At 61.4% G+C, this 18202-nt stretch carries 21 protein-coding genes; 4 read left to right on the top strand and 17 right to left on the bottom strand.

The annotated features are described in order from the left end of the window. Window positions 1–329 precede the first annotated feature (329 nt). Window positions 330–662: a DUF7130 family rubredoxin-like protein gene (locus GT355_RS16775; RefSeq protein ID WP_160135683.1), complete on the top strand. Its 333-nt coding sequence runs from the start codon at window positions 330–332 to the stop codon at window positions 660–662. A gap of 489 nt (window positions 663–1151) precedes the next feature. On the opposite strand, the gene GT355_RS16765 is transcribed toward GT355_RS16775, so the two are convergent. The 3 genes from GT355_RS16765 to GT355_RS16755 all read right to left on the bottom strand — a co-directional run bounded on the left by GT355_RS16765 (window position 1152) and on the right by GT355_RS16755 (window position 3251). Then, complete coding sequence (locus GT355_RS16765; RefSeq protein WP_192928046.1) at window positions 1152–1499, bottom strand: DUF5789 family protein; 348 nt, start codon at window positions 1497–1499, stop codon at window positions 1152–1154. A 523-nt stretch (window positions 1500–2022) separates the two neighbouring features. Further along, complete coding sequence (locus GT355_RS18690; protein ID WP_160135682.1) at window positions 2023–2172, bottom strand: zinc ribbon-containing protein; 150 nt, start codon at window positions 2170–2172, stop codon at window positions 2023–2025. Window positions 2173–2570: 398 nt separating this feature from the next. Further along, the gene (locus tag GT355_RS16755; RefSeq protein WP_160135681.1) at window positions 2571–3251 is read right to left on the bottom strand and encodes an IS6 family transposase; all 681 of its coding nucleotides are present in this window, start codon (window positions 3249–3251) and stop codon (window positions 2571–2573) included. Between the two features lie 5 nt (window positions 3252–3256). Here GT355_RS16755 and GT355_RS16750 point away from each other — a divergent pair, with 5 nt between their 5' ends. Further along, window positions 3257–3775: a hypothetical protein gene (locus GT355_RS16750; protein WP_160135680.1), complete on the top strand. Its 519-nt coding sequence runs from the start codon at window positions 3257–3259 to the stop codon at window positions 3773–3775. 331 nt (window positions 3776–4106) lie between these two features. Here the strand turns inward: GT355_RS16750 and GT355_RS16745 are convergent, their stop codons facing one another. After that, the gene (locus tag GT355_RS16745) at window positions 4107–4352 is read right to left on the bottom strand and encodes a hypothetical protein (RefSeq protein WP_160135679.1); all 246 of its coding nucleotides are present in this window, start codon (window positions 4350–4352) and stop codon (window positions 4107–4109) included. Window positions 4353–4447: 95 nt separating this feature from the next. On the opposite strand from GT355_RS16745, the gene GT355_RS16740 reads away from it, so the two are divergent. Beyond that, a complete protein-coding gene (locus GT355_RS16740) occupies window positions 4448–4807 on the top strand; it encodes a hypothetical protein (RefSeq protein ID WP_160135678.1) in 360 nt (119 codons plus the stop codon). A gap of 6 nt (window positions 4808–4813) precedes the next feature. Here GT355_RS16740 and GT355_RS16735 read toward each other — a convergent pair whose 3' ends face one another. From GT355_RS16735 to GT355_RS16675, 13 genes are all read right to left on the bottom strand, one after another. Then, the gene (locus tag GT355_RS16735; protein ID WP_160135677.1) at window positions 4814–5224 is read right to left on the bottom strand and encodes a hypothetical protein; all 411 of its coding nucleotides are present in this window, start codon (window positions 5222–5224) and stop codon (window positions 4814–4816) included. 202 nt (window positions 5225–5426) lie between these two features. Then, window positions 5427–6101: a nucleic acid-binding protein gene (locus tag GT355_RS16730; RefSeq protein WP_192928045.1), complete on the bottom strand. Its 675-nt coding sequence runs from the start codon at window positions 6099–6101 to the stop codon at window positions 5427–5429. A 177-nt stretch (window positions 6102–6278) separates the two neighbouring features. After that, the gene (locus GT355_RS16725; protein WP_160135676.1) at window positions 6279–7235 is read right to left on the bottom strand and encodes a replication factor A; all 957 of its coding nucleotides are present in this window, start codon (window positions 7233–7235) and stop codon (window positions 6279–6281) included. 299 nt (window positions 7236–7534) lie between these two features. Further along, a complete protein-coding gene (locus GT355_RS16720) occupies window positions 7535–7705 on the bottom strand; it encodes a hypothetical protein (RefSeq protein ID WP_160135675.1) in 171 nt (56 codons plus the stop codon). Window positions 7706–8659: 954 nt separating this feature from the next. Beyond that, window positions 8660–10042: a hypothetical protein gene (locus tag GT355_RS16715; RefSeq protein WP_160135674.1), complete on the bottom strand. Its 1383-nt coding sequence runs from the start codon at window positions 10040–10042 to the stop codon at window positions 8660–8662. A 494-nt stretch (window positions 10043–10536) separates the two neighbouring features. Then, complete coding sequence (locus GT355_RS16710) at window positions 10537–11067, bottom strand: hypothetical protein (RefSeq protein ID WP_160135673.1); 531 nt, start codon at window positions 11065–11067, stop codon at window positions 10537–10539. Between the two features lie 257 nt (window positions 11068–11324). Further along, window positions 11325–11462, bottom strand: a complete 138-nt coding sequence (locus GT355_RS16705; protein WP_160135672.1) for a hypothetical protein — start codon at window positions 11460–11462, stop codon at window positions 11325–11327. A gap of 218 nt (window positions 11463–11680) precedes the next feature. Further along, on the bottom strand, window positions 11681–12157 hold the full coding sequence (locus GT355_RS16700) for a hypothetical protein (protein ID WP_160135671.1): 477 nt from the start codon (window positions 12155–12157) through the stop codon (window positions 11681–11683). Window positions 12158–12347: 190 nt separating this feature from the next. Further along, window positions 12348–12533: a hypothetical protein gene (locus GT355_RS16695; protein ID WP_160135670.1), complete on the bottom strand. Its 186-nt coding sequence runs from the start codon at window positions 12531–12533 to the stop codon at window positions 12348–12350. 314 nt (window positions 12534–12847) lie between these two features. Then, window positions 12848–14314: a single stranded DNA-binding domain-containing protein gene (locus GT355_RS16690; protein WP_160135669.1), complete on the bottom strand. Its 1467-nt coding sequence runs from the start codon at window positions 14312–14314 to the stop codon at window positions 12848–12850. 833 nt (window positions 14315–15147) lie between these two features. Then, window positions 15148–15651: a hypothetical protein gene (locus GT355_RS16685; protein WP_160135668.1), complete on the bottom strand. Its 504-nt coding sequence runs from the start codon at window positions 15649–15651 to the stop codon at window positions 15148–15150. Between the two features lie 649 nt (window positions 15652–16300). Then, entirely contained in the window at window positions 16301–16804 is a 504-nt protein-coding gene (locus tag GT355_RS16680; RefSeq protein WP_160135667.1) for a hypothetical protein, read from the bottom strand. A gap of 292 nt (window positions 16805–17096) precedes the next feature. Next, window positions 17097–17681, bottom strand: coding sequence for a metal-dependent hydrolase (locus GT355_RS16675; RefSeq protein ID WP_160135666.1), 585 nt, complete (start codon window positions 17679–17681; stop codon window positions 17097–17099). 199 nt (window positions 17682–17880) lie between these two features. Between GT355_RS16675 and GT355_RS18160 the strand changes: the two genes are divergently transcribed. Continuing rightward, the coding region (locus GT355_RS18160; protein ID WP_205250469.1) for a hypothetical protein at window positions 17881–18202 on the top strand (322 nt) is incomplete at its 3' end.

Here is an 18202-nt window from a genome sequence, read left to right as displayed (position 1 = left end):
AGAGAGATACTCAAACAGCGGTACTGTCTCGGTCGCCGCGACATTCAAGAAGTCGTCGACAGAAGTGACGTTTTGCAGGGTCTGGGCGTTGTTGGACACAATTCCCACACCCTGCAACCTCGCACGTGACGCTTTCTATGACACGCTCAACTAGCTTTCTTCTATCGAACCGAGGAGGTTCTTAGTACGTCCGATATCGTGCTTCGATACTCCCAGTGCGTATCGACACACGTCTGATTGGGGTGCCATAATTGCGGTGGGAGACCAACTCTCACGACAGCTGTAATTGCTGGGAGGGATTTAAGCTGAACGAGGCTCAATCCCTACCTATGAGTGGCGAACAACCATCAGAAGAAGACCGTCCCGAAGCCGGAGCTGGGGAGGGAGAACTCACCCTCGGCCAGACGCTGTACACTGAATCCGGTGACTCAGTTGGCGTCGTTCGCGGTATCGGAGAGGGTGGGATATTCGTCACGACACGAGAGGGAAAAGCAGAATATAGTGTTGAGCACGTCCGTGCAGGACATGAGTTTGGTGAAGCCGAGCTCATGTGGCGATGCACTGAATGTGGTGAGATGGGATCTCTCAAAGAAGGACTTCCCGACCAGTGTACCGGATGCGGTGTCAGCAAAGAATCGCTCATGTATTGGACGGAAGATTAGGAGACTAGCTCAAAGCCAAAGTTAATCTCAGGGGGTTCAGTCTTTCCGTCGTCCTCTAGCCGATGGAGTTATAGCTAAGGTCGAAAGTGGAGATCTCGGGGATCTCCATGTACTTTTTGTATCGTTTTGTCTCGCCTCAACATACTTTATGATACTATCTGTTCCTAGCGATTTTCCGAATTCTTAATGGGGCATGGTGGCGATTTTCTGGCGAAGAAAATGAGCGACTCTTCTGATACCGGTGGACCCACCTGCCCTAACTGTGGGTCAGATAACGTTCAGCGGATTGAGGGTGGTGCTGTCGGTATATATCGGTGTCTCGGCTGCAATGAAGAGTTCGATGCAGATGATGATAGTGACCATGCCAAAGACGATTGAATCTCCAATACTCAAAATGAAGTCACCAGATTGTGAGTACTGCGTCCGCTACCGCAGTCAACCTATACGAGTCGGAGTTTCACCGACCACCAATAGTGCGTGAATATTCTGTCAGATTGACTCTTGATCATCGACACTCTGGCCAGGTGCACCTTCGTCTGGTCGCTCCTCACCAAGACCAGGGGGATCACGATCAGAGTAGTTCTTTCGGCCGATCGCCCCATCTCCAACTGTGTTCACAATCATTGTCTTGAGTTCTTCCTCGTCTCGATAGGTGTGATCCTCATCTTGGAGGGTACCGAGTACTTCGCGAAGGGTGGTGGTACCAGTAGGGAGATGGAGTTCAGCGTCGCCATGCTGTCTGAGAAGGTCATCGTGGTTGACTGGATAGTTTAGCGACGCCATGGAATCGCTGAATTCTCCAAATTCAATACCTTGTCGCCGATCCTTCTCAGTCATAGCATCAGACAGAGGGGGAAACCACAAAGGAGTTCGCTAGTTTGTGGTTTAGGAACGTGCTGTGTACTGACACACGATGATGGTCGTGTCATCAGGCCGTTTCATTGAATGATCTTTGCACTAGACAATAGGATCCGTGACGATAAGTGCTTAGTACTCACATCTGGTCATCTCTCTTCTCTTCCCACTCGCCGTCCCGCTCAAGATCACGCTGATTTTCGTTACGCCGCTCGCTGACTCCCGCGACTTGAATCGTGGTAAGAGAACCGCCGCCACATACCCTACACTCTTCTACAGTATCGTCATGATGGTAGCCATACACCAAGTGGCAATTGTCACATTCAATTAGCCCTCGTTCTTCGACCATGCCAAAGATCGGGCATCTATCTGGAAAGGAATTACGCCCTCCCGCTGTGTACTTCGACTCTATTGATTAGCACTTGTTTTTCCGGGCGCCTGAGTCGGCTGATCGTGGTGGTAGCGCACTCGGTTCATCAGAAACCATGCCGATAGTAGAGGTGATTTAGCGCTCCTCATATTCTGTTATCTGAGCAGCACTGCAGTTACCACAGGGTGGAAGCACGTTATCGGGACTTTCCAATTCTATTTCCCAGCCACAGTCTATACAACGATACGTTCCAGTCCCGGGTTGCTCGCCAGTATCAAATGTCATTTCCAATTCTCACTAGTTGTTCTCGAACGCTGCCAGTGTTGGCGATCTTCACCATTCACAAAGAAGCGCGTTGATCGCTTCACGAGCGCTGAGTATCTCCCTGGGTGTGCGATTATAGCGTCGCTAATAAGAGGCGAGAGGGTGCCACAGCCGTGGATACGCGTTAAACATGCATGATATGCCCACACTCTGAACATTTGACACTCTCATCTGACTCGCTGTATTCTACAGTGTTTGGACACAGATGGCAGTCTTTTTCCATACAAGGAAGACTTACTCTTCCTCAATGAAGCAAATGCCTGCTATAGCTGGCGTATCCATAGGGGTACGAGATGAGTGACAATGATATAACTCTCAAGCAGATTTGATATGCTTGCGATCGCTGATAGGGGCAGTGTCTAGTTGAGAACCTCCTCGGCGGGTGTTCGTCCATCGAGCGCTTGATTCGGTCGGTCATGGTTGTAGTGATACTTGAAGCGTCTCAGCCAGCGCCGTGCGCTGGCTGGACTCCCTCGCCAAAACGAGTGAAAGCGGTCGATTCGCATCGTCACGGTCTGGAACAGCTTCTCGATCAGATTCCGCTCGCTGTAGTCGAGGTGACCGCTCAACTCACGCCGAGCGAGAGCGGTCAGATACCCACCGGCGTCGACGAGAAACTCGGTATCTGAGACGTTATGACTAGTAGTGAGGCGGTGGAGAAACGCCGACGCGGGATCGGTCCCGCGTCGGCTGAATACCTCGATATCGAGGAGCAGCTTCGAATCAGTATCAATGGCAGCGTAGAGCCATTTCTTCTCGCCGTCGACGGTGATCTGTTTCTCGTCGACGGCGACCCGCGACGGCTCCGCCGTCGGCGGGTCAGCCTGGGTTTCTGAGAGCGTATGCGTCCAGTTCCAAATCGCGCCGTGGGAACGATCAACGCCGAGCCAGTCGAGGACAGCGACGATCTCTCGCAGCGACAGCCCCATCGAATGGAGACGCACCCCGAACACCCTGACGGGTGTCGGGGTGCGCTCATTCTCCCAAACCTCATCACAATCCACGTTCAACGTCTCTCTGAGCAGGTCCGCGAGTTTCATGGATAGTGCTCGTTACGGCCTGCTCATTCCTCAAGCCACCTCAACTAGACACTGCCGTTTTTGGGATACCATTCCTCAATCGTGCTGGCCAGAAAATTAAATACTACCTCGTGCCATTGAAGTTCATGGATCGTAGCCTCATTAGACTCGGTGCAGTCACAACTGCTCTGACAGGGGTAGCGCTCTATCTGGTGGCGAGCCCCGCAGAAGTGCTACTTGCTGGACTCGCTGGCGGAGTCGCCGTCGGGGTACGTGCCGGTCACTGGAACGACGAGGTGATCGCTGGCGGTGCCAGTGCGTTGGTCGGTGCCGGTCTCTTACTTGTAGGGTATACGCTCGTTCTCATCGCGCAAATCGCACTGAACCCATCAGATGCACTCATCACTGTCTCGATTGCTGGAGTCACCTACGGGTACGCTCTCCTGCTCATCGGGGTCGTCCCGCTCTTCTTGGAAGGGGCAGTGGGAGCCTACGTTTCTCGCTGGTTGGTCTCCCGAACGAGATTTGCACCGGATCGAGCCTAGAATCTCACCTAGCTACTTTCTCTCAAATGACACCAATCAATCTTCGTCAGCCTAGGAGTAAGACAGGATACAGTCGTACTGTTCGCTCGGCAGTCGCCCTCACAGCTGTCGTGGTCTTTCACTTACCTGGCTCCCGGTAGCGTTCGCCGAGACAGAGGACGGCGAGCAGAATCGACTCGGGCCAGCAGGGCTTCATCCATGAGATCGTGATCATCACTGAGAATGGTGATGAGCGCGGCGGGAGATACGTCACACGAGCCTCCTTCTCAAAGATCGGCGAGACGGAATCGGCTGAACCCCCTGGATGGCTTGACGAGGCACGACAGCAGACTCAGCCACGGACCACGAACGGAGCGACCGCCAGTACGACACACCTCACATCGAGTGACCCTCCGACGAGCGCAGCGACCGAGAGCGCCAACACGACGACCGACGGACTCGTCGAAACCACCACGGCGTAGATCAGCGATCCCCCGACGACCGCATCCTCGGTGTCCTGCGTGGATCGGTCGATCGGCCAGACCGTACGCTTCTCAGTCGTCACACCACTGTCGCCAGTGGAGTCGTTACCGAACATTTCACTCCTCCGAGGGAGAAGAAACCTCGGCTGGCGCTGTAGCGTTCCGAAGTCCGGCCAGAAACCTAACGTTCCCCTCGAAGTGATGACGGATCGTGAGCCCCGAAACCGAATCGGAGTCGGTCGCCCGACCCCCGCTCGGGATACGAGTGGTCTGTTGGGCAAGGATCGTCCTCGTGTTCCTCGAGTTCATACTGATGTTCTGGTTGCTCGCGAACTTTGAGGCGCTCTATGTTGCGGTGTTGCTGGTAGCGATAGCCGGCGAGGTCGTGATCATGTATGGGCTCTGGACACTCCAACTGTGGGGTTGGGTACTGGCGCTGGTCTGGTATTCCATCGGCGTGGTCCAGTCCGGGGTCTCGGTGCTCTCGGGAAGCATGGGTAGCCTCATCGGGGTCATCTTTAGTCTCATCATCGTGGGATTGGTACTCACGAACTACCAGTTCTTCCGCTGACCTGCTTTATACCAGTGCAGTTCCCCTGTGTATCGACGCCAGATACCGAACGAGGATGAGCACGGTGATGACGAACATCCCACCAAAGCCGAAGCTGTAGAACGGTACGGGGGAGAAATCGAGAACTGGCACTACTATCCAGAACACACCGATAACGACAGCGATTCCGATGAGACGTCCTGCACCGCCGATCCGCCTGAACCACTCACTGACGGATCGCCCGAGGCGACTCGCACCGATGGGACCGACGATCGCCGCCCAAGCAAGAATACCGACAGCGAACCAGAGCCAGGAAATTTCTATCTCGGTTGCGGCAGTCGCGATGAGATTGATAGCGAAGAGTAGCGCCATAGCGACCTCGGCCCGCCTGGGTCGCTCGGTCAACCCCCACGCTGACCCGAACTCGGAGCCTGCCATGATGGTCGTCTCTCAGCGGTGAACTGTAAACGCTTGGACGGAACAGGGCTGAGGCGCGCGATGAATCCCGGCTCTGCCGGGAGAACGTGCGAGGGACGAACGACCACCGGAAGTGAGGAGGCTGGGGAGGACGCTCGCGAGCCTGCGAGCGAGCGGGTGGCAACACACCAAAAAGAGGGTGGAACTCCAGCGGGCTCGTTGCCTACTCCTCGGTGTCCTCCTCGCCGTCGTCGTCTTCGACCTCGCTTTCAGCGATGTCGATGCCCGCGACCTGCGCCAGCGCTTCCTTCGCACCCTGAGCGTACTGACCGAGGTCGAGGTCCTCGCCGTAGGCTTCGTGAGCCCGCTCGATGTTCGCGCTGGCTTCCGCACCAACGTCGACGTCCTCCATCGCGTCGATCCGCTCGAGCGTCTGTTCGGCAGTCTCGACGACCCACTGGTCCCGCGTGCCCTCCTCAACCGTGGTGATCGACTCGGGGGTGACCGACACGAGCATGTCGCCGTCGTCCGTCTCGTAGCTTCGCGGTTTGCCGACGATGGCGACGTACTCCGGAGCCTCGATGCCTCGGAGCGCGCCCATCGCTTCCTGCTGGTACTTCCCGGCGTAGACGAAGAACGTCCCCGTCGGGTCGACCACGCGGGCCTGCCAGTACTCCGAATCGGAGTTCTTCGAGATGTCTTCGCACTCGGTGAGCGTGCCGACGATGAGCACTCGGCTCGCCGCTTCGCCCGAGGGCAGCATCGCGAACTTCGGACTCCGCTCACTGCTCCCGGCCTGGAAGATGTGCGAGGCATCTTCGAACTCGGTCGCGAACGCACGTTTGGCTACCTGACGATTCATCGAACTGCCGTTGTTACCGTTGTCACTCTGACTCATTGGAATCACTGCACGAGGTGCTTCGTCTTCGACCCCTGCACCCCTACGGGGCTTGAAAAATTGCTGTCGCGGCCGCTCTGGGCCGACGACGACTCGAACCGAACGACCTGCGAGTGCAGGCCATTTGTCGCAACTACTGGTAATGCGATTTCTTCAATTCGACTGCTGGTTGCCGCTCTACGCTTCGAAATGCTCGGCGAAGACGTGCGCGGCATCCGCTTCGAGCGCGTCGTCCGGGCCGATCTCGCTGACCTCGTTGGCCAGATGATAGTCGCCCACGACCGGGCCAGTGACCTCGTAGTAGCGACCCAGCACCTGCTCGCGGAGCTCGTCGACGACGACGCTCTGATCGAGGGCGTCCATCGCCATGTCCGTGGCCTCGTCGACGGTCATCCCGGTCAGGGCCTCGGTGGCCTCCGCATCGAAGATGACCGACTCGATCCCCTGACCGTCATCGAAGACGGCCTTCATCCGCAGGTCGAACTCGCCGTCGACCGCCCCGTGGGCCGAGCACTCGCCGTCTTGGAGAACGCGCGTGCAGTCCTCTTCGGGGCAGCGCTTGATGAGGCCACTGCCGGGCCGGAGAGCCACGAACGCGCCCTCGGAGACGACGTCCTCGTTGGCGGCGTTGGTGTCGATCTCCGAGTCGATCGCTTCGATCCCCGTGGTTCGATTGAGCTTCACCGAGAACTGACCTTCGTACTCGTCGGTCACGACGTTGGTGAGACGGTAGGCCTGTCCCTCCTCGAGCTCGGGAAGGTCCGACTTCTCCCAGCTGATGAACTTCGTGCGACCCGACTCGTCTGCGACGAGCCCGACCTGGGACATGGAGTCCGAATTCGGCTCCCAGAGCTGGTCGACGACGACCTCGATGTCGACCCACTGCTCGGGTTCGTCGATGTCACCGACCTGGACGAGCTCGTTGCCGTCGTCCGAGGCGTAGAACGCATCCTGGTCGATGTCGTGCTCGTCGAGGAGGCTGTTGACGACGCTTCGCCGCGCCTCCTGCTCGGGAACCTGATACTCGTCGATGAGCGTGTGCATCCGTGCTTGCACATCGTCGACTTCGATTTCGACGCCCGCATTGTTTTCGAACTGGTCAACGATCGAACCACTTGCTGATTGGGCAGACATGTGAATCACTCGGAATTGACCGCGACTGCTTGGGACGAGCCTTCTGATCGACTCGAACCTTCACCCCTGTCTGGGGAATAAAAACGCTGAGGCGGTCGCTGTCGCGGATCGCGGTCGTCGGTCGAGGCACGTCACGAGGACGCTTCGGCCGAGGACCGCCACCGCGCTGCCGCCGTGCTCGTCATCGAGACGACGGGGCGACTGCCGGGGCTACGAACCCTCACCCCTATGGGGTGAACAAAATCTGCTGAGGCGGAGCGGTAACGGATCGCGGTTCGGCATCATGAGGACAGCCTGAGTTACTCCGTGGAATAGACCTCACCGTAGAGATACACGCCCCCGAAGACGGTGTAGAGGAGAGCAAACCCCGCTGCTGGCCAGTTTGGATCGTCTAAGAACAGAACTATCTGAACGACTCCTAACACGATCCAGAGACCACCGATGTACTTCTTCGTCTGTTGAGAGACCATGACTCGAATCTATCAGGGGCGGGGTAATTCATGTTCTCCCCAGGGAGAACCCTTGGAACACACCACCGTTTCCGGAGGTTCCGCTGTCCTGCCTCCGCCGCTCGCCCCGCGTTTCCGCCGTTGCCGCGCCGCCGCTAAGAGAGCCTTATGTAACGCACCGTCTTCCTGAGAAGGTTCCAATGTTACATAAGGCCGATTCGCTCGTCGCCGTGCCGCCGCTCCGCCGGCTCCCGCGAACAGCGCTCGCGCTGCGAGCGCTACCGCACCGCGCTACTGCTGGTACCGCGCTCCCGCGACCGCGCTCGGCTACCGCCACCACCACCACCACCACCGCGACACAGCGGATTTCCGCAGTCCTCCGAAGAGTAGATCAGGGAAAGAACAGGGTAGGAGTGGCTGTACCGGGAGAAGCGAAACCATCAAAGGCACCCCGACCGGAGGATCGAGTAGTCAGCAGCATCCCAATGCCAAGCGGTTCCGGGTAGGGAATTCAGTCGGGCGGACGGCAACGCTGGCCGCGAGCGGGGTGCTGGCTCGGTCGCTCTCGGCTTTCTGGCGGGTCGCAGGATCGATGAGGAGTAGGATACTGAGAGGGTCGAGAACGCCGTAGCTCGGTCGCTGTGCTGTCCGGGTCTGAGACGCCTGCTGTGACGGTGCTGGACGGGGCTGTTGGACGGCGGCGACCTGAGCGATGGCGATAGCCCCGACCTATCAGGTATCGTGCAGATACGTGCCCGAGGGGCAGACGCGGAAAATCGCATGACGGCAGAAATGATTGTGGGATTACTTATTTCGTTCTGTCATATCTGACGGAGCGTTGGCGCACGATGAATCCGGCCTCTGGCCGGAGAACGTGCGAGGGACGAGCGAACGGAGAGAGCGAGGAGGTTGGGGAGGACGCGAGCGAAGCGAGCGGGTGGCCACCACGCAACAAAAAAGGGGACACAGCGCCCGTTACTCGCCGTTTCGAAGGGGAGGCAGTTCGACCTCGACCATCCGCTGGTCCGCGCCCCACGGGGTGAGGTCCTGGTGCTCATAGCTGTTGATTCGGCTGATGGTGCGCCGCCACGCCGGGATGTTGTATTTCTTCTCGGCGAGCCGCTTCTCGCGACCTTTCCGCTCTGCCTCCTGCCGTTTCTTCGAGCCCCACGAGACGCCCGTTCGGTCGTCGGATTCGGCAGTGACGACGTTCTCGCTCTCGGCTTCACCCTCGCTCTCGGCCTCGACCGCCTCGGACTCACTCGGGGTCGCATCGAGTTCGACGCTCGGCTCGTCGTCGATGGTCCCGACGGGACCAGTCGGCGTGTCGATGCTGACACCGCCCATCGGCGAGTCGCCGTCGCCCCGCGAGCGCACCCACACCTGGGTGTCGCTCGTCGCCGCGATCGTTGTCTGCCCGCCGTAGATTCCGGGTTTCCCATCCACGATTCGCACGACATCGCCCTCGTTGAGCCGTGTATCCGTGCTTGAGTGCCGCCAGATGGTCACCTTGGCGTCCGATGATTCGTCCTCAATGACACCGACCTGCTGCTGGTTGCTCGACGCCGGCTCGAACAGCCGCGCGACGACGCCCTCGACCGTTGCCCACGAATCACCTGCCTCGACCATCGAGATGGGCGTAACCACGCTTCGGTCCTCGACCAGCTCGTCGACCAGGTCCATCACAGCGACCTCGATCTTCGACCCTTCGGCGACCATCTCAGCGAGACGCTTGGCGACCACCCGACGGGTGCGCGAGAAGCGCTCGGCCAGCCGCACCGACTGTTCGGCGATCGCCGCCATCTCCTCCTGGGTGACGTGCTCGCGAGGATCGTCGGTGAAGCCACGACTCGTGGTGCCCGACGCGGCCTCGGCTTCGACCTCCGCTCTGCACGCCTCCATCCGATCCTGGTGGACGTCCATCTGGCGCTCACGCCGCATCTCCTGCTCGTGCTCGCGGAGGTGCACATCCGGGTTGGCCCCCGCTCGGGTGGAGATTTTCTCCAGCTCGGCTTCACGGCCCTCGATCCGCTCTTGCGTGTAGAGCGACTTGTCGTCGTACTCGCTCTCGCCACCGGGACCGCCCCACGAGCCGTCAACAGCGTCGTCGGTGCCACGGTCGAGACGACCCTGCTCGGCACGCTTCTGCGCGATTTCGTCGCCAGGGACCCCGTCGATGCTCGTATCGAGTTCGACCTCGCGCTCGGCGCTGGGGTAGCGCACGACGTCTCGCTCCTCGTGCATCCGGGCCGCTCGCTCTTCGCTCGCCTCGCCGTAGATGGCACCGCTCTCGCTGCCGCTGTTGGTCTGAGTCTGTGCGTCCGACACCGTCTTGTCGCTGGAGTTGTTGGAACTCATTGCTGAATCACTGAGGGGCTAACTACCCCTCCCGTTAACTACGCGGGAGAGGCGTCGCTGTCCGTCTTTTTTGACGGAACTCACGACTGTCTCTTCAACCCTCACCCCTTGAGGGGAAACATAAATTGGGAGACAAATAGCGGTTGGCGACGTCTTGCTGTACCCCGGATAAACGACCGGGAGACCACCACTGCGGGTGCTGTGCTGTCGGTGTCGGTGCTGTGTGGACCCCTTCGCTTCCAGTGGACTGTCACGGTCTGTATCAGAGTCGCTGTCGTCTCCCGAACTGCCGTTTCAGTGCCTCAGCCGCTCCTACTATCATCTTTTATCGCCACGTCGGTCGGCTAAACGAATCGGGCGCAGCGGCTGTGGCGTGCGATGAATGGCCGGAGGCCAGAACGCGCGAGGGACGAGCGACCGCAGGGAGTGAGGAGGCTGGGGAGGCCGCGAGCGGAGCGAGCGTGTGGCAGTAGCCGAAAAAAAGAGAGCCGGCGTTACAGGCCGGCGTGGGGGCAGAAGCCGTACTTGCCTTCGGATTCCTCGCAGTATTCGCCGACCGCCTCGTACGTCGTCTCGAAGTCGGCCTCGGGGAAGTCGTCGGTGTGGTTGAGCAGGTGGACGAGGTCGCCGTCGCAGCCGTCGCGGGGGCAGCCGCCGTCCTCGACGTAGATCGTGGAGATGAGACCGAGCATCTCGCACTCGGTCGCTTCGACGGTGCCGACGCCGGGGATGGTGGCGTAGCTGACGGGCTCGGTCTGGGCGTCCTCGAGGCGGGCCTGCTGTTGTGCCGCGCAGACCACGTGGGGGTTGTGGAGTTCGCCGCAGATGTCGCACTCGTGGAGCGAGAGCGAACAGTCCGCGCAGAAGTAGCCCTCGTAGTGGATCTGCTCGGTCTTGTTGCTGGGGTCGAGCATCCGGCGGAAGTACAGCGTGTTGCCGCAACCGGGGCAGTCGCGCGTCGGTGCGGTTTCGCGGTCGTAGCTGCCGTCGGCGGCGGTGGTGAACTCGTCTGCGTTGGTGGACATCTGTATAACCCTCACCCCTCCGGGGGATACAAACCAGGAAGCGTTCGGTGCGTCGTCGATCGGCAGCGCTCTGGAGCGCCCTGGTCTCTCGCTGTCGCGGTGCTGTCCGGGCCGTGGTCGTAGCGGCGGCGCACGATGAATCCGGCCTCTGGCCGGAGAACGTGCGAGGGACGAACTCGAACGGTGCCGAGAGAGTGAGGAGGTTGGGGAGGCCGCGCCGCAGGCGCGAGTGGCCGTGGCCGAAAAAAGAGCGCTGACTACTGCTGGTTGTCTGCCTTCCGCTTGCAGTCCGGGCAGAGTGGTGCGAAGTAGGACTGTCCGCCAAGGTTGAACTCGGTGCCGCACTCCTCGCAATCGACGAGATCGAGGTTGGCGGCGAACTGTTCTTGGGACATTCCTCGTCGTCGGCGCTCTCGTGTTCGTGACATCTCTGAATCCCTCACCCCTTCCGGGGATACAAACCAGGAAGCGTTCGGTGCGTCTTCCATCGCCTCAGCTCTCTACGGCCAGTCTGTCTCCCCACCCCACGTCCTCACCGTTTTCCGATTCCGCCGATCCAGCCGTTCAGCCGCTCCTACTAAGACTTTCAATTGCCGACGTGGTGGTGTGTAAACTACGGCTTGCTGTAGGTGCAGGTGGGGTGTGGGCCGTTGGCGTTGGTGCAGTGTTCGGCGGCGGGCTGGAACTCGGCCTCGGCGTGGCTCGGAAGGTCGGCGTTGGGGTTGTGCTCGAGGGTGTAGACGAGGTCGCCGTTGCAGTCGGGGCAGGCGTTCTCGACGACGTAGATCGGTGTGGCCTCGCCGACGATCTCGCAGTCGGTGATCGGGACGGTACCGTGAGCGGGGATCTCGGCTCGGCCGCCGGTCCGTTCTCGGGCCTGTTCGATGCGGGCGAGCCGTTTCGGGCGGCAGAGGTTGTCGGGGTGGTGGAGTCCGTTGCAGTGCGAACAGCGGGTGGCTTCCAGGTTGCAGGATGGACAGCGGAAGCCGTCGCGGTCCTCGGTGGTCGGGGTGCTGTGTTCGCTGACGGTGTGGTGGTGCATCGGTTCGTCGCAGTGGGGGCAGTCGGGCGTGTCGGTAGTGATGCTCATGGGACAGGTCCCTCGCCCCTCGGGGAGGGACAAACGGTCCTCGGTGAGCGGTCGGAGCGGTGGCGCGCGAGGAATGGCCCGGAGGGCCAGGACGTGCGAGGGACGAACGACCGCAGGGAGTGAGGAGGCTGGGGAGGACGCGAGCGAAGCGAGCGGGTGGCGGTCACGCGGCAAAAAGGGGGCCGGCGCGTCAGTCTCGGTCGAAGCGGAGGTACGCGCCGCAGGCGCATTCGACGTGCGTGCCGTCCTCGACTTCGGTCCAGATTTCGCGTTCGATGGGGTGGCTGCACTCGAGCTGATCGACGCAGTCCCAGCGTTCGTCGGTGCCGTTGGTGGTCAGGAGCGATGCGAGCGTTCGGCGCAGTGTGGACAACATCTCTCTTACCCTCACCCCTCCGGGGGACTCATAAATTGGGTGCCCAAGGAGGGGTCGATCGACGGCGCTCGCGATGGCTGGTCGGTGCTGGTGCGGTCGTGGGTGCAGTGCGGCGGTGATAACCGCGCACGAGGAACGTGCGCGCTGTGTTCTGGGCGGTGCGGTGCTGTCCGTAGCCGTGGCGCGCGAGGAAAGGCCCGGAGGGCCTGGACGCGCGAGGGACGAGCGACCGGAGGGAGTGAGGAGGTTGGGGAGGACGCGAGCGAAGCGAGCGGGTGGTCGATACGCCACAAAAAAAGAACCACGAAGCGCACTTAGTCGTGGTTCCGGAGCGCTGGCAGGTCCAGCTCGATCATCCGCTGGTCGGCACCGAAGGCCGTCATGTCCTGGTGCTCGTAGCTGGTGATCCGACTGACGGTGCGCCGCCACGCCGGGATGTTGTATTTCTTCTCGGCGAGGCGCTTTTGCTGCCCCTTCGTCTCTGCTTCTCGGCGCTTCTCCTCGGCCCAGGACACGCCTGCCGTGTCGAAGCGCTCGTCGGTGTTCGCGACGTAGCCAGCCGTCTCGCCCGACGTGGGGTTCTCCTTGCGCTCGATGCTGTCGGCGTCCTCGGCACCCTCGAAGGAGAGCTCCACGTCGACGTCTTCGGTCTGGGGCATACGATCGCCGTGGGGGAAGAACCAGCGCTCGCGACCGGAGAGACGGTCGGCCGCCGGGCGGGGCACCGGCTTGCTCGAGATCGACGGTGAGGAGGACGGCCGATCCTGCGTCTGGCCGCCGTTCGCCCCGTGACCGAAGTTGCCGATCGAGCGCCCGTCGCCCTTCTCGACGGTCCACACGTCGGTGTCGCTCGTCGCCGCGACCGTCGGCTGGCCGTTGTAACTACCGGGCTTGCCGTCCACGATGCGGACGACGTCGCCTTCGTTCAGGCGCACGTCCTGATTGGAATTTCTCCAGATAGTGACCTTGCCGTCACCCGAGCTGTCCTCGATGACTGCAACCTGCTGTTGGTTGCTCGACGCGGGGTTGAACAGTCGTGCGACGACGCCCTCGACGGTGACCCAGGAGTTCGTCGGGTCGACCATCGAGAGCGGCGTGACGACGGTGCGCTCTTCGACCAGTTCCTCGTTCAGGTTGAGCACGGCGTCCTTGACCTCCTCGCCCTGGACGACCTTCTCGGCGAGCCGCTTGCCGGCGACCGCTCGCGTGACGCCGAACTGCTCGGCCAGCCGCGCCGCCTGCGTGTTGACCTCGGCGAGGACGTCCTGCTCGACGTGCCCACGGGGGTCGTCGACGAAGCCGCGACTCGTGGTGCCCGACGCCGCCTCGGCTTCGACCTCTGCCTTGCACTCGGTCATACGCTGCTGGTGGAGGTCCATCTGGCGGTCCCGCCGCTGCTCGGCCTCCTCGGGCCGGGGCTGCACGTCAGGGTTGGCTCCGGCGCGCTCGGAGATCTTCTCGAGCTCCGCTTCGCGGCCCTCGATCCGCTCTTGCGTGTAGAGCGTCTTGTCACCGTACTCGCTGTCACCGCCGGGGCCGCCCCACGAGCCGTCGACTGCCTCGTCCGTCCCACGGTCGAGTCGTGCCTGCTCCGCACCCCGCTGGGCCAGCTGACTACCGGAGACACCGTCGATCGTCGTGTCCACTTCGACCTCACGCTCGGCTTCGGGGTAGACGGCGTCGTACGCCTCGTGCATTCGCGCCGCTCGCTCGTCGCTCGCCTCGCCGTAGATGGCACCGCGACCGCTCTCGTTGTTGTTCTGGTTCTGTGCGTCCGACACCGTCTTACCGCTGGAGTTCTTTCGAGTCATTGTTGAGTTGACTGAGGGCTTAACCACCCCTCACGCTGCTTTTGCGTGAGAGGCGTTGCTGACCGTTGTTGTCGGTACCACCGACATCTCTTCTTAACCCTCGCCCCTCCGGGGGTTCCCATAAATTGGGATACGTATAGCGGTCAGGGTCGAACCTCATACCCCAAATAAACTACCGGGAGACAACCGTTGCCGTCCCACTCCACTTCCTCCACCACCGATTCCGTACAGCCAGAGCCTTAGCAGCCCCTACTAAGACCTAATAACGGTGCCAGTTGCTGCTAAACAAACCGTCTGTCGTACGGTAGCGGGGCTGTGCTGTCGGGGCGTTGCTGAGGTGGTGGTGCTGTCCGGAAGCGGTCGTGGTTGTGGTGCTGTCGGGGTGGTGCTGTAGTGGGTGCGTTGCTGTCGAGGTCGCGGTCGAGGTGCTGGTGTGGTCGTGGTGCTGATCGCGGTCGGGGCGCTGCTGTAGTGGGTGCGTTGCTGAGGTGGTCGCGGTGCTGAGGTGGTTGCGTTGCTGTCTGGAGGCGGTCGGGGTCGCGGTGCTGTCGGGAGGCGGTGCAGTCGCGGGGCAGTGCCGAGGTGGTAGCTGTCGCGGTGCCGGTAGTGGTGTGGTGCAGTGGTGGTACGGTGCCGGGGCAGTCGTGGAGAACGGAGCGGCGGCGCGTGAGGAATGCCGGCGAAGCCGGCAGGACGCGCGAGGGACGAGCGGAGTGCCGAAGGCACGACGCGAGGAGGCTGGGGAGGACGCGAGCGAAGCGAGCGGCGGAGCCACACAGCAAAAAACGAACCGTCGCGAGACGTCACGGTCGGTGGTAGGTGCAGGCGTCGTCGTCCTGGTGGTCGAAGTTCGAGCAGTGCTCGGCGATGGGTTCGTACTCGGCGCTGGGCTCGCCCTCGGCGAAGTCGTCGGTGCTGACGAGGTGGTAGACGAGGTCGCCGCCGCAGTCGTCTTCGGGGCAGCCGTCCTCAAGGATGAAGACGGGCGTGCCCTCGCCGATCGTCTCGAGGTCGTCGACGTCCACGGCGCCGTGTCCTGGGATCGCGGCCGTCCCGCCGAAGGCTTCCTGGGCGGCTTCGAGCCGAGCCTTCCGTTCGGCTTCGCAGATCCGGTCGGGGTGATGGAGGTCGGCGCAATGCTCGCAGTGCGTCATGCCCTTCACGCAGTTGCGGCACCACCAGCCTGCGTACTTGGTCGTCTCGTGTTCGGTTCCGTCTTCGGTGATGATTTCGTAGTCGAGGTCGTCGCCGCAGTCGGGACAGTTAGGACTCTGTGCGTCACTTCCGCCGTCGGTGCTGATGCTCATCTCTTCAAACCCTCACCCCTTCGGGGGGTACCATAAATTTGGAAACAAATAGCGGTCGTCCGTCTTCTCTCCCCATAGCCGTCTCCCCAACGTCGTCCACTCCAGCCTTCGATTCCGTACAGCCAGAGCTTCAGCAGCCCCTACTAAGACCTAATAACGGAGGTTGTTGCTGCTGAAGAAACTGTCTGTCGTACGGTAGCGGTGCTGTGCTGTCGGGGCGGTGCTGCGGTGGTCGTGGTGCTGTTCGGAAGCGGTCGTGGTTGTGGTGCTGTCGTGGTGTGGTGCTGTAGTGGGTGCGTTGCTGTCGAGGTCGCGGGTGCGGTGGTGGTGTGGTCGTGGTGCTGATCGCGGTCGGGGCGTTGCTGTGGCGGGTACGTTGCTGTCCGGAAGCGGTCGGGGTCGCGGTGCTGTTGGGAGGCGGTGCAGTCGCGGGGTGGTGCCGAGGTGGTAGCTGTCGGGGAAGCGGTCGTGGTGCCGTCGCGGTAGTGGTGGCGAGGCTGTTGTGGAGAGCGGAGCGGTGGCGCGTGAGGAATGGCCGAAGGCCAGGACGCGCGAGGGACGAGCGACTGAAAGGAGCGAGGAGGCTGGGGAGGACGCGAGCGAAGCGAGCGGGTGGTCGCCACGTAGCAAAAAACGAAGCGTCGAGACGTCAGCGATAGAAGTTACAGGAGTCGGCGTCGTATCGGTCGAAGTTCGAGCATTGCGTGTCGACGGGCGTGTACTCGGCCATCGGGGGCATCTTCTCGAGGTAGTCCTCGTTGTGCTGAAGGACGACGATACGTTCGCCGTCGCAGTTCCGGCTTTCACACTCGCCGCCCCGGAAGACTTTGCAGCCCTGCTCGTTGGTGTCGCACTCTTCGATCGGGACGTAGCCGAACCCGCGAACGAGGGCGACACCGCCGTAGTCTTCTTCGAGCAGCTGGCGTCGGTGGTCACGTTTTGCCTCGCAGATCGTGTCCGGGCTGTGGAAGCTCTCGCAGTGTTCGCAGGCGACCATGCCGTTCGCGCAGTCGGGACACCACCATCCCATGTACTCGGTCGTCTGATCCTCGGTGCCGTCTTCGGTGATGATCTCCTGATGGAGCGTGGTTTCGCAGTCGGGACAGTTGGGAAGTTGTGCGTCGTCACTACCGCCGTCGGTGCTGATGGACATCTTTTCAACCCTCACCCCTTCGGGGGTACTATAAATTTGGCAACATATAGCGGTCGTCCGGTAGCGCTCGCGATGGCCGACGGTCCTGGTCGCGGTGTCGTCGCGGCGTGCGGTGCGGTGGCAATCAACGCGCGCGAGAAACGTGCGCGATGCGTTCGGTCGCGGCGCGGTGCGGACCGACCAGGACTGAGCGAAGCGAGGGGCGCTCCCAACATTGCGGAAGCGGTTGCGGGTCGACGCGGAGTGAGCGAAGCGAGGGGCGCTCCAAAAAAATACGGATCACACTCGCGACTCAGGGAATCGTCATCGCGGTCGCCCCACTCGAGAGCAACGCGACCACCACGCAGAGGACGACCATCGTGCCGACGAAGTTGACGCCGTCGTTGTCGCGGGGGTCGAGGAGTCGGGGCAGATTGATCGAAACGGAGCGGTTGACCATCGGGAAGAGCGGGCGCACGTCGGTGCCGGTCAGGAGGTCACCCAGCGTGTGACCGAGGCCGGCGAGCGCCCCCAGCGCGAAGCCGAACTTCGCGGCGGCCAGGGGAGTGACGAGCACCCCGCCAGCATGGACGGCGATGTTCGAAGCGACCCACCAACTCGGCGCGGCGACGACGGCTCCAAGCGCGGTTGCCCCGACGGGTGAGTGGGTCCAGCCGTGGGGGATGAACCGCCAAGTAATCGTGTCCGGTGTCCGCGACATGCCGAGCACGATCGCCCCGCCAGCGATCGCGAATGGGAGGTAGTCGTTTGCGAGCCAACCCGCGAAGGGGGCATAGGCGAGCAGCGAACCGAGGGCCGCAACGAGTGTCGAAGTGGTCGGCGTTCTGGTGTGCTGTACGGCCGCCGCGAATCGTTCCGATTTACTACTTGTGCTCATGGTCAGAAAACCGAGTGTTTTGACTCGGGGTATCGTGAGCGAGGGTCGACGAGTCCTTCCCGGTCGCCGCCACAACTGACTCGTTGGTTCGAACCGTCGCGTCTCGTCTCCCTCTGCCCTCACCCCTCTCGGGGGAACAAACGATCCGAATTCGTATCGTCCTTCCAATGTATCGACTCCGTGAGAGATTGGAAGGTCGTTGGCGAAGCTACGTGTACTTCTCGCGGCACCCGAGGTATGCGCCACACTCACAGAAACGGTACTCGACTTCGTCGTCCCAGTCCAGGTACTGCTTCGACTCGGGGTGGTCGCATCGGAGCTGTTCGGAGCAACACCACTCGCCGCTTTCGGACTGCTGGTGATCGTGCTGGTCGGTACTGAAGATCGATTCGACGTGGTTGATGAGTGCGGTGATCATCGGACGAAATTCCTCACCCCTCTCGGGACAAACAAACGGGGCACTCACTCGTCGGGCTGGAAGGGCAACTACTCGGTACCGAACCCGTCTCAGAAACCCCTCA

Source organism: Halococcus salsus, assembly GCF_009900715.1.
GTDB classification, from domain to species: domain Archaea; phylum Halobacteriota; class Halobacteria; order Halobacteriales; family Halococcaceae; genus Halococcus; species Halococcus salsus.
Note: the sequence above shows the minus strand (reverse complement) of the source record. Positions and strands in the feature narration are given on the sequence as shown.

Coding starts and splice junctions, on each gene's coding strand:
- GT355_RS16775 (WP_160135683.1), top strand. CDS start 330: ATGAGTGGCGAACAACCATCAGAAGAAGACCGTCCCGAAGCCGGAGCT.
- GT355_RS18690 (WP_160135682.1), bottom strand. CDS start 2,172: ATGACATTTGATACTGGCGAGCAACCCGGGACTGGAACGTATCGTTGT.
- GT355_RS16755 (WP_160135681.1), bottom strand. CDS start 3,251: ATGAAACTCGCGGACCTGCTCAGAGAGACGTTGAACGTGGATTGTGAT.
- GT355_RS16675 (WP_160135666.1), bottom strand. CDS start 17,681: ATGAGCACAAGTAGTAAATCGGAACGATTCGCGGCGGCCGTACAGCAC.
- GT355_RS16735 (WP_160135677.1), bottom strand. CDS start 5,224: ATGGCAGGCTCCGAGTTCGGGTCAGCGTGGGGGTTGACCGAGCGACCC.
- GT355_RS16745 (WP_160135679.1), bottom strand. CDS start 4,352: ATGTTCGGTAACGACTCCACTGGCGACAGTGGTGTGACGACTGAGAAG.
- GT355_RS16730 (WP_192928045.1), bottom strand. CDS start 6,101: ATGAGTCAGAGTGACAACGGTAACAACGGCAGTTCGATGAATCGTCAG.
- GT355_RS16765 (WP_192928046.1), bottom strand. CDS start 1,499: ATGACTGAGAAGGATCGGCGACAAGGTATTGAATTTGGAGAATTCAGC.
- GT355_RS16710 (WP_160135673.1), bottom strand. CDS start 11,067: ATGTCCACCAACGCAGACGAGTTCACCACCGCCGCCGACGGCAGCTAC.
- GT355_RS16720 (WP_160135675.1), bottom strand. CDS start 7,705: ATGGTCTCTCAACAGACGAAGAAGTACATCGGTGGTCTCTGGATCGTG.
- GT355_RS16715 (WP_160135674.1), bottom strand. CDS start 10,042: ATGAGTTCCAACAACTCCAGCGACAAGACGGTGTCGGACGCACAGACT.
- GT355_RS16680 (WP_160135667.1), bottom strand. CDS start 16,804: ATGTCCATCAGCACCGACGGCGGTAGTGACGACGCACAACTTCCCAAC.
- GT355_RS16725 (WP_160135676.1), bottom strand. CDS start 7,235: ATGTCTGCCCAATCAGCAAGTGGTTCGATCGTTGACCAGTTCGAAAAC.
- GT355_RS16685 (WP_160135668.1), bottom strand. CDS start 15,651: ATGAGCATCAGCACCGACGGCGGAAGTGACGCACAGAGTCCTAACTGT.
- GT355_RS16700 (WP_160135671.1), bottom strand. CDS start 12,157: ATGAGCATCACTACCGACACGCCCGACTGCCCCCACTGCGACGAACCG.
- GT355_RS16705 (WP_160135672.1), bottom strand. CDS start 11,462: ATGTCCCAAGAACAGTTCGCCGCCAACCTCGATCTCGTCGATTGCGAG.
- GT355_RS16695 (WP_160135670.1), bottom strand. CDS start 12,533: ATGTTGTCCACACTGCGCCGAACGCTCGCATCGCTCCTGACCACCAAC.